This window comes from Mitsuaria sp. TWR114 (genome assembly GCF_007997345.1).
In genome coordinates this window covers 1-7441 of the sequence record NZ_VOSR01000502.1, presented here as the reverse complement: position 1 = coordinate 7441, position 7441 = coordinate 1, and the positions used below count along the sequence as shown (strand labels likewise).

Genomic DNA, 7441 nt, shown 5'->3' with positions numbered 1-7441 from the left:
CCGCTCGCGATGGACAACGCCATCGATCCGGAGGCGGCCCGCATCAAGGGCATCGTGTCGCCGGTGGCGGGCCGCGCCAACGTGCTGATCGTGCCGGACCTGGACGCGGCAACATGCTGGCCAAGAGCCTGAGCTTCCTGGCGCAGGCCTACGCGGCGGGCGTGGTGCTGGGCGCGAAGGTGCCCATCGTGCTGACCAGCCGCGCCGATTCGCGCACCGCGCGGCTGGCGTCCTGCGCGCTGGCCTCGATGCTGGCCGAGGCCGCCGCGGCGGGCGCATCAAGGCGATCGGCTGAGACCGCGACCGGAGGCCTGGGCGCCGGCCCACGAAAAAGGGGACCTCGCGGTCCCCTGGCTGCCGGCGGCGGGTGTGCCCGCCGTCGCGACGATCACTCTTCCAGCAGCGAGCGCAGCATCCACGCGGTCTGCTCATGCACCGTCAGGCGCTGGGTGAGCAGGTCGGCGGTCGGTTCGTCGCTGGCCTTGTCGACCAGGTCGAACAGCGCGCGCGCGGTGCGGGCCACGCCTTCATGGCCGTCCACCAGGATGCGCACCATGTCCAGCGCCTTGGGCGGCGTGGCCGGCGCGTCCGGCAGCGAGCTCAGCTGCGCGAACTGGGCGTAGGAGCCCGGCGCCTTGTGGCCCAGCGAGCGGATGCGCTCGGCCACCGGGTCGACCGCGTTCCACAGCTCGGTGTACTGGGCCATGAACATCGCGTGCAGCGAGTTGAACATCGGCCCCGTCACGTTCCAGTGGAAGTTGTGCGTGGTCAGGTACAGGGTGTAGGTGTCGGCCAGCAGCTTGGACAGGCCCTGCGCGATCGCGGCGCGGTCCTTGTCGCTGATGCCGATCTGGAGGGATGGCGCACCCTTGGCGGAGGGCGCCTTGGCGGGAGAGGGGCTCTTCTTGGCCATCGAGGGACTCCTTCTGGGAATGGAAGACAAAAGACGCTGCGCAGCCTAACTGATCCACAGCCGCGGTCGTGTGAACGGCGCGCGCATGTCAGACGACGCTGTGGCGCATCCAGTCGATCAGCGTCTGGGTGTTCAGCGCGGCGCCGGCGGCGACCAGCAGCCAGCCCACGGTGCGTTGCCCGGATCGAAGGGTCATGTCTTGCTCCTTGCAAATGAACCCGCGACGGGACGCGCCTGGGGCGCTGGCCGCGTTTGTAGGTCCTCGATTCGCCGCCGACATCTCCCGGACGGAGGATGCCGGCGCCGATGAGCTGCTACTTTAGGGATTAGCTATTGATATTGCCATTCGAATAGCTTCACCGATGTCATAGCCAGAATCAAACGCGGCGGCGCCAACGAAAAAGCCGCCCGGAGGCGGCTTCGCTGGCGCGTGGGGCGGTCAGGCCTGGACGCGACGGCGGCGGCTCCAGCCCAGGCCCAGCAGGCCCAGGCCGGCCAGCGCGAAGGAGGCCGGTTCCGGCACCGCGTTGGCGTTGATGAAGTCGCGGTGGATGCTCACCGGCACGAAGCCGTTGAACTCGCCGAAGCTGCTGTTCAGCGCGTCGTCCACGTCGCCCCAGAAGCTGCCGAAGGTCAGGCCGAAGGAGGTGACCGACGCCACCTTGCCGTCGATGAACTCCGGACCGCCCGAGTCGCCGCCGGCCGAGGACACCTCGTTGGCGCCGCGGCCGGTGTTGCAGAACTTGGCGCTGGGCGGCAGGCCCAGGCCGTCGACCGCGATGTTGCAGGCCAGGTCGTTGGCGGGCAGGCCGTTGTCGAAGTCCGACAGGTAGGTGTGCTCGATCTGCTCGGCCGGCTCGCCCAGGATGTCGGCCCAGACGCCGCCGAAGTCGGCGTCGCCGAGGCGGAAGTCATAGCGGTTGTCGCCCTGGCGCAGGCGGCCGGTGCCCAGGTTGTCGCCGACGTTGCCGCCGGTGTCCGAGCGCGCGCCGTAGCCCGCGATGTTGAAGTCCTTGCCGGTCAGGTCATCGCCTTCATACAGGCCGTGGGACTTGACGGACCAGTCCACCAGCTTGTCCAGCGACAGCACGGCGATGTCGTTCTGGTCGATCACCTCGCCGGTGTAGGCGGCGTGGACCGCGTAGTTGGTCACCTGGTAGGAGAACGAGGGCTGGTTCCAGGTGATGTTGTCCGGGTTGTTGCCGGTATAGAAGTAGACCGAGGTGCTCAGCGGGCGCGCGTTCGTGCCGTCGCTGACGCAGTGGGCGGCGGTCAGGATCGAGCGCTGGTTGGGCAGCAGCGTGCCGGAGCAGATGAACTGGCCGGCCGCGCCGTAATCCATGATCAGCGTCGCGACGCCGCCGTACTGCGAGCGCGGCGCGAAGTAGCGCGGATCGCCGCCGCCGGCGGCGGTGGCGGTCGAGGTCACGCCGACGATGGTGCTGGCGGCGGTCCAGCTCAGGCCATTGGCGGAGCCCGACACGGTGGTCGGGCCCGCATGCGCCACGCCCGCGGTCAGCAGCGCGGCGGCGAGGAGGGTGGGTCGAAGTTTCAAGATTTCCCCCTGATGCGATGGTTGGACATGGCGATGCACCCCGGTCCCTGTGTCCGGGGCGAGCGCGGCCACGGAGCCGGGTAGGCGCCGTGCGCATAGCGAGGCTATCGGTGACGACTTCGTGAGAAATTCACGGATACCCTGACGACCCCCGCTTCGAGGGGGGCGGGTCTTGCCAGCCCGTCGCGGCGGGTGGCGGGCCTATCGAGGGCCGGTCAGGAGAGCAGCTTCACGCCGCTGAGCTTGCAGGCGTAGACCGCGTTGCGCAGCGCGGCGACCGCCTCGTAGCGGGTGAAGGTACGGCGCCAGGCCAGCACCACGCGGCGCGTCGGGGCCGGGTCCTCGAAGGGCACGTAGCGCAGGTGCGGCGGCACATGCTCCGGCACGCTCAGCGCCGGCACCACGGTGACGCCCATGCCGGAGGCCACCATGTGCTTGATCGTCTCCAGCGAGCTGCCCTCGAAGCTCTTGCGGATGCCCTCGGCGTCGGTGGAGAAGCGCGCGAACTCCGGGCAGACCTCCAGCACGTGATCGCGGAAGCAATGGCCGTTGCCCAGCAGCAGCATGGTTTCGGCCTTGAGCTCCTCGGCGCTGATGCGCTCCCTCTTCGCCAGCGGATGCACCGCCGGCACGGCGACGACGAAGGACTCGTCGTACAGCGGCGCCACCGCCAGGCCGGCGTCGGGGAAGGGCTCGGCCATGATGGCGCAGTCCAGCTCACCGGTGCGCAGCATGTCCAGCAGCTTCTGGGTGAAGTTCTCCTGCAGCATCAGCGGCATGCGCGGGTAGAGGTCGATGCAGTGGCGCACCAGCTCGGGCAGCAGGTAGGGCCCGATCGTGTAGATGATCCCCAGCCGCAGCGGGCCGTCCAGCGGGTCCTTGCCGCGCTTGGCGATGTCCTTGATCGCGCTGGCCTGCTCGATCACCGACTGGGCCTGGCGCACGATGTCCTCGCCCAGCGGGGTCATCGTCACCTCGTTGGCGCCGCGCTCGAAGATCTTGACGTCGAGCTCCTCCTCCAGCTTCTTGATCGCCACCGACAGCGTCGGCTGCGAGACGAAGCAGGCCTCCGCCGCGCGGCCAAAGTGGCGCTCGCGGGCGACGGCGACGATGTAGCGCAATTCGGTCAGGGTCATGGGCCGGCATTGTCCTCAGAATGCGGCCTTCTGGCACCGTCCCGTACACTGCCGCCCCACCCCAAGGGCCCCGGCCCATCCTCCAGGGGACACGCATGACCGAACCGACCCCCCCCTACGCCGCGCCGCGCCCGCAGGCGACCGCCGACCGCAAGCCCGTGACGCTGCAGCGCCTGCTCGACATGCATGCCGCTGGCGAGAAGATCGCGATGCTCACCGCCTACGACGCCACCTTCGCCCATGCGATGGAGGAGGCCGGCGTGGATTCGATCCTGATCGGCGACTCGCTGGGCAACGTGGTGCAGGGGCTGCAGACGACGGTGCCGGTCACGCTGGAGTCCATGGTCTATCACACCGCATGCGTGGCCCGCGCGCGCCGCCTGGCCTGGATCGTGGCCGACCTCCCCTACGGCACGTATCACGAGTCGCCGCAGGTCGCCTGGCGCCATGCGATGCAGCTGGCGCAGGCCGGCGCCCACATGGTCAAGCTCGAGGGCGGCGGCTGGACCACCGACACGGTGCGCTTCCTCACCCAGCGCGGCATCCCCGTCTGCGCCCACCTCGGACTCACGCCGCAGACCGTCACCGCGCTGAGCGGCTACAAGGTCCAGGGCCGCGATGAAGCCGGCGCCGCGCAGATCCGGGCGCATGCGCGCGAACTCGTCGACGCGGGCGCGCAGATGCTGCTGCTCGAGATGGTGCCCGCCGCGCTGGCCGGCGAACTCACGCGCACGCTGGGCGTGCCGGTGATCGGCATCGGCGCCGGCGCGGAATGCTCCGGCCAGGTCCTGGTGATGCACGACATGCTGGGCGTGGGCGGCGGCCGCAAGCCGCGCTTCGTGCGCGACTTCATGCAGGGCTCGGCCTCGGTCGGCGAGGCCTTCGCCCGCTACGTCGCCGACGTCAAGTCCGGCGCCTTCCCGGCGCCCGAGCACAGCTACTGATCATGCAGATCCACCACGACATCGCCGGCCTGCGCGCCGCGCTCGCGGGCGACCGCCCGGTCGCCTTCGTGCCCACGATGGGCAACCTGCACGACGGCCACCTGGCGCTGGTGCGCCAGGCCCGCGCGGCGGTGGGCGAGGGCGGCCTCGTGGTCGCCAGCATCTTCGTCAACCGGCTGCAGTTCGCGCCGCACGAGGACTTCGACCGCTACCCCCGCACGCTGGCGCGGGATGCCGAGCTGCTCGAGGGCGCGAGCTGCGACCTCGTCTTCGCGCCCGACGAGCGCGAGATGTACCCCGAGCCGCAGGGCTACAAGGTGCATCCGCCCACCGAGCTGGCCGACATCCTCGAGGGCCACTTCCGCCCCGGCTTCTTCGTCGGCGTCTGCACCGTGGTGGCCAAGCTGTTCCAGATCGTGCAGCCGGACGTGGCCGTCTTCGGTAAGAAGGACTACCAGCAGCTGATGGTGATCCGCCGCATGGTCGACCAGCTGGCGATGCCGATCCGCATCCTGGCCGGCGAGACCGAGCGCACTGCCGATGGCCTGGCGCTGTCCTCGCGCAACGGCTACCTGAGCGAGCAGCAGAAGCAGGACGCGCTGCTGCTGTCGCGCACGCTCAAGTCGATGATCGGCCGCTGGCAGGCGGGCGAGCGCGACCTGGACCGCATCGAGGCCGACGCCATGCAGGCGCTGCGCGACGCGGGCTGGGCGCCGGACTACCTGACGCTGCGCCGCCGGCATGACCTCGGCCCGGCGCGCGAGAGCGAGGCGCTGGTCGCGCTGGCGGCCGCCCGGATCGGCCAGACCCGCCTCATCGACAACCTCGAGTTCTGAAACCGGCGGTGTCTTTCCGTCGCCGATCCTGGGCACTCCGGGGCGCGGATGGCGACGCTGGGTGACACCCATCACCCTGTGAAGGTGTCGTTAGGGAAAGCCCGATCGGTTTTCGTGCGGGCCGCGCACCGGGGCCATGACGTGTGTCGAGGCGACCACGATACTTCGCGCTTCTTTGCCAGAAGCGGGGGCCACAAGCTCCCATTGCGAGCCCCCAATGAAGACGACTTCCTTCTCTTCCTCGATCGCCGCCGCTCCCCGGTGGCTGGCCCTGACGGCCGCCCTGGGCGGTGCCCTGATGCTGGCCGCCTGCGGCGGTGGCGATGACAACGACAGCGGCAGCCCGGCGCAGAGCCCCAAGCCCAACCCGGTGACGACGCCGCCGACGCTCACCTGCAGCGCCGCCGGCATTGCCGCGTCGAACGCCAGCACTGCCGCGCGCACCGTGTGCATGCTGACCAGCGACGGCGAGATCGTCATCGAGCTGGACGCCCGCACGCCGATCACCACCGACAACTTCCTGAAGTACGTCAGCGCCAAGTACTACGACAACACCATCTTCCATCGCGTCGTGCCGAACTTCGTGGTGCAGGGTGGCGGCTTCTCGACGGGTTACGTGGCGAAGAATCCTGGCGCCAACCTGGGCGGCACGATCAAGCTGGAGACCAACGTCGGCCTGTCCAACACGAAGTACACGATCGCGATGGCGCGTGGCACTGCGGCCGACTCGGCGACCAGCCAGTTCTATTTCAACTCGGTCGACAACAGCGCGACGCTGGACTACAAGAGCGCCTCGCAGCCCGGATATGCGGTGTTCGGTCGCGTCATCTCGGGCCAGGCCACGGTCGACAAGATCAACGCCGAGCCCCAGCTCTACAGCGGTTCCGAAGTGACCGCCACCGAAGTGCTGCTGTACTGGGCCATCCAGCTGAAGTAAGGGCCCTGACTAGGCCTTGAGGTACTCGGTCTTGTGACCGAGCCACCGCTCCACGTGCAGCCGCGCCGCCCGCGGCTGCTCGTCGAGCAGTTTCGGCGCCAGCGCGCGCGCGGCGCTCAGCAGCGGCGCGTCTTCCTGCAGGTCGGCGAAGCGCAGCAACTGCGCGCCGCTCTGCCGCGCCCCCATGAATTCCCCCGGCCCCCGGATGTCGAGGTCGCGCCGCGCGATCTCGAAGCCATCGGTGGTTTCGGCCATCGCGCGCAGGCGTGACTTGCCGGTGTCCGAGAGCGGCCCGGTGTAGATCAGCACGCACACGCTGGCGACCGAGCCGCGGCCGACGCGTCCGCGCAGCTGGTGCAGCTGCGACAGGCCGAAGCGTTCAGCGTGCTCGATGACCATCACGCTGGCGTTGGGCACGTCGACGCCGACCTCGATGACGGTCGTCGCGACCAGCACCTGCATCTGCCCGCCGCTGAACAGCGACATCACCGCCGCCTTTTCCGCCGGCGCCATGCGGCCATGGAGCAGCCCCACCATCTTTCCGGGCAGCGCGTCGCCCAGCTCGGCGTGGGTTTCGGTCGCGTTCTTGAGGTCGAGCGCTTCCGACTCCTCGATCAGCGGACAGACCCAGTAGACCTGGCGGCCGTCGTCGACGGCGGCGGCGATCTTCTCGATCACGTCGTCGCGCCGGCTGTCGGCGAACACGCGGGTCACGATGGGGCTGCGGCCGGGCGGCAGCTCGTCGATCGTCGACACGTCCAGGTCGGCGAAGTAGGTCATCGCGAGCGTGCGCGGGATGGGCGTGGCGCTCATCATCAGCAGGTGCGGCTCGAGCGGGCCTGAACCGGGCGGCAGGCCCGGCCCGGCGGTGGCCGCCGCGCCGGCCGCCTCGTCCGCGAGCTTCTTGCGCAGCGCCAGCCGCTGCGCCACGCCGAAGCGGTGCTGCTCGTCGATGATGGCCAGCCCCAACCGGTGGAAGCGGACCTTGTCCTCGATCACCGCGTGCGTGCCCACGATCAGCGTCGCCTCGCCCGAGGCGGCGGCGTCGAGCATCTTCTGCCGCGCCTTGCCCTTGACGCTGCCGGTGATCCACGCCACGCGGATGCCCAGCGGCTCCAGC

Annotated in this window: 7 protein-coding genes and 1 pseudogene; 4 read left to right on the top strand and 4 right to left on the bottom strand. The window is 69.7% G+C overall.

Annotated elements, in window-relative coordinates; all coding sequences use genetic code 11:
* A pseudogene (locus tag FUT87_RS17780) lies at positions 1-269 on the top strand (phosphate acyltransferase); the annotation flags it as partial.
* A 119-nt stretch (positions 270-388) separates the two neighbouring features.
* Here the strand turns inward: FUT87_RS17780 and FUT87_RS17775 are convergent.
* The 3 genes from FUT87_RS17775 to FUT87_RS17765 form a co-directional block, all read right to left on the bottom strand.
* A complete protein-coding gene (locus tag FUT87_RS17775) occupies positions 389-913 on the bottom strand; it encodes a Dps family protein (protein WP_091729451.1) in 525 nt (174 codons plus the stop codon).
* A 439-nt stretch (positions 914-1352) separates the two neighbouring features.
* Entirely contained in the window at positions 1353-2468 is a 1116-nt protein-coding gene (locus tag FUT87_RS17770; RefSeq protein ID WP_091729446.1) for a trypsin-like serine protease, read from the bottom strand.
* Between the two features lie 215 nt (positions 2469-2683).
* On the bottom strand, positions 2684-3604 hold the full coding sequence (locus FUT87_RS17765; protein ID WP_147241877.1) for a hydrogen peroxide-inducible genes activator: 921 nt from the start codon (positions 3602-3604) through the stop codon (positions 2684-2686).
* Positions 3605-3699: 95 nt separating this feature from the next.
* Here FUT87_RS17765 and panB point away from each other — a divergent pair, with 95 nt between their 5' ends.
* From panB to FUT87_RS17750, 3 genes are all read left to right on the top strand, one after another.
* Positions 3700-4548, top strand: a complete 849-nt coding sequence (gene panB / locus FUT87_RS17760) for a 3-methyl-2-oxobutanoate hydroxymethyltransferase (protein ID WP_147241876.1) — start codon at positions 3700-3702, stop codon at positions 4546-4548.
* Between the two features lie 2 nt (positions 4549-4550).
* Positions 4551-5384: a pantoate--beta-alanine ligase gene (panC, locus tag FUT87_RS17755; protein ID WP_147241875.1), complete on the top strand. Its 834-nt coding sequence runs from the start codon at positions 4551-4553 to the stop codon at positions 5382-5384.
* Between the two features lie 217 nt (positions 5385-5601).
* Complete coding sequence (locus FUT87_RS17750) at positions 5602-6321, top strand: peptidylprolyl isomerase (RefSeq protein WP_186830603.1); 720 nt, start codon at positions 5602-5604, stop codon at positions 6319-6321.
* Positions 6322-6330: 9 nt separating this feature from the next.
* On the opposite strand, the gene FUT87_RS17745 is transcribed toward FUT87_RS17750, so the two are convergent.
* Positions 6331-7441, bottom strand: a 1111-nt coding sequence (locus tag FUT87_RS17745) for an ATP-dependent DNA helicase RecG (RefSeq protein ID WP_147241873.1), incomplete at its 5' end; no start/stop codon positions are given.

Bases quoted from the DNA above. Each gene is read 5' to 3' on its own strand.
- FUT87_RS17765 (WP_147241877.1), bottom strand. From the start codon at position 3,604: ATGACCCTGACCGAATTGCGCTACATCGTCGCCGTCGCCCGCGAGCGC.
- panC (WP_147241875.1), top strand. From the start codon at position 4,551: ATGCAGATCCACCACGACATCGCCGGCCTGCGCGCCGCGCTCGCGGGC.
- FUT87_RS17775 (WP_091729451.1), bottom strand. From the start codon at position 913: ATGGCCAAGAAGAGCCCCTCTCCCGCCAAGGCGCCCTCCGCCAAGGGT.
- panB (WP_147241876.1), top strand. From the start codon at position 3,700: ATGACCGAACCGACCCCCCCCTACGCCGCGCCGCGCCCGCAGGCGACC.
- FUT87_RS17750 (WP_186830603.1), top strand. From the start codon at position 5,602: ATGAAGACGACTTCCTTCTCTTCCTCGATCGCCGCCGCTCCCCGGTGG.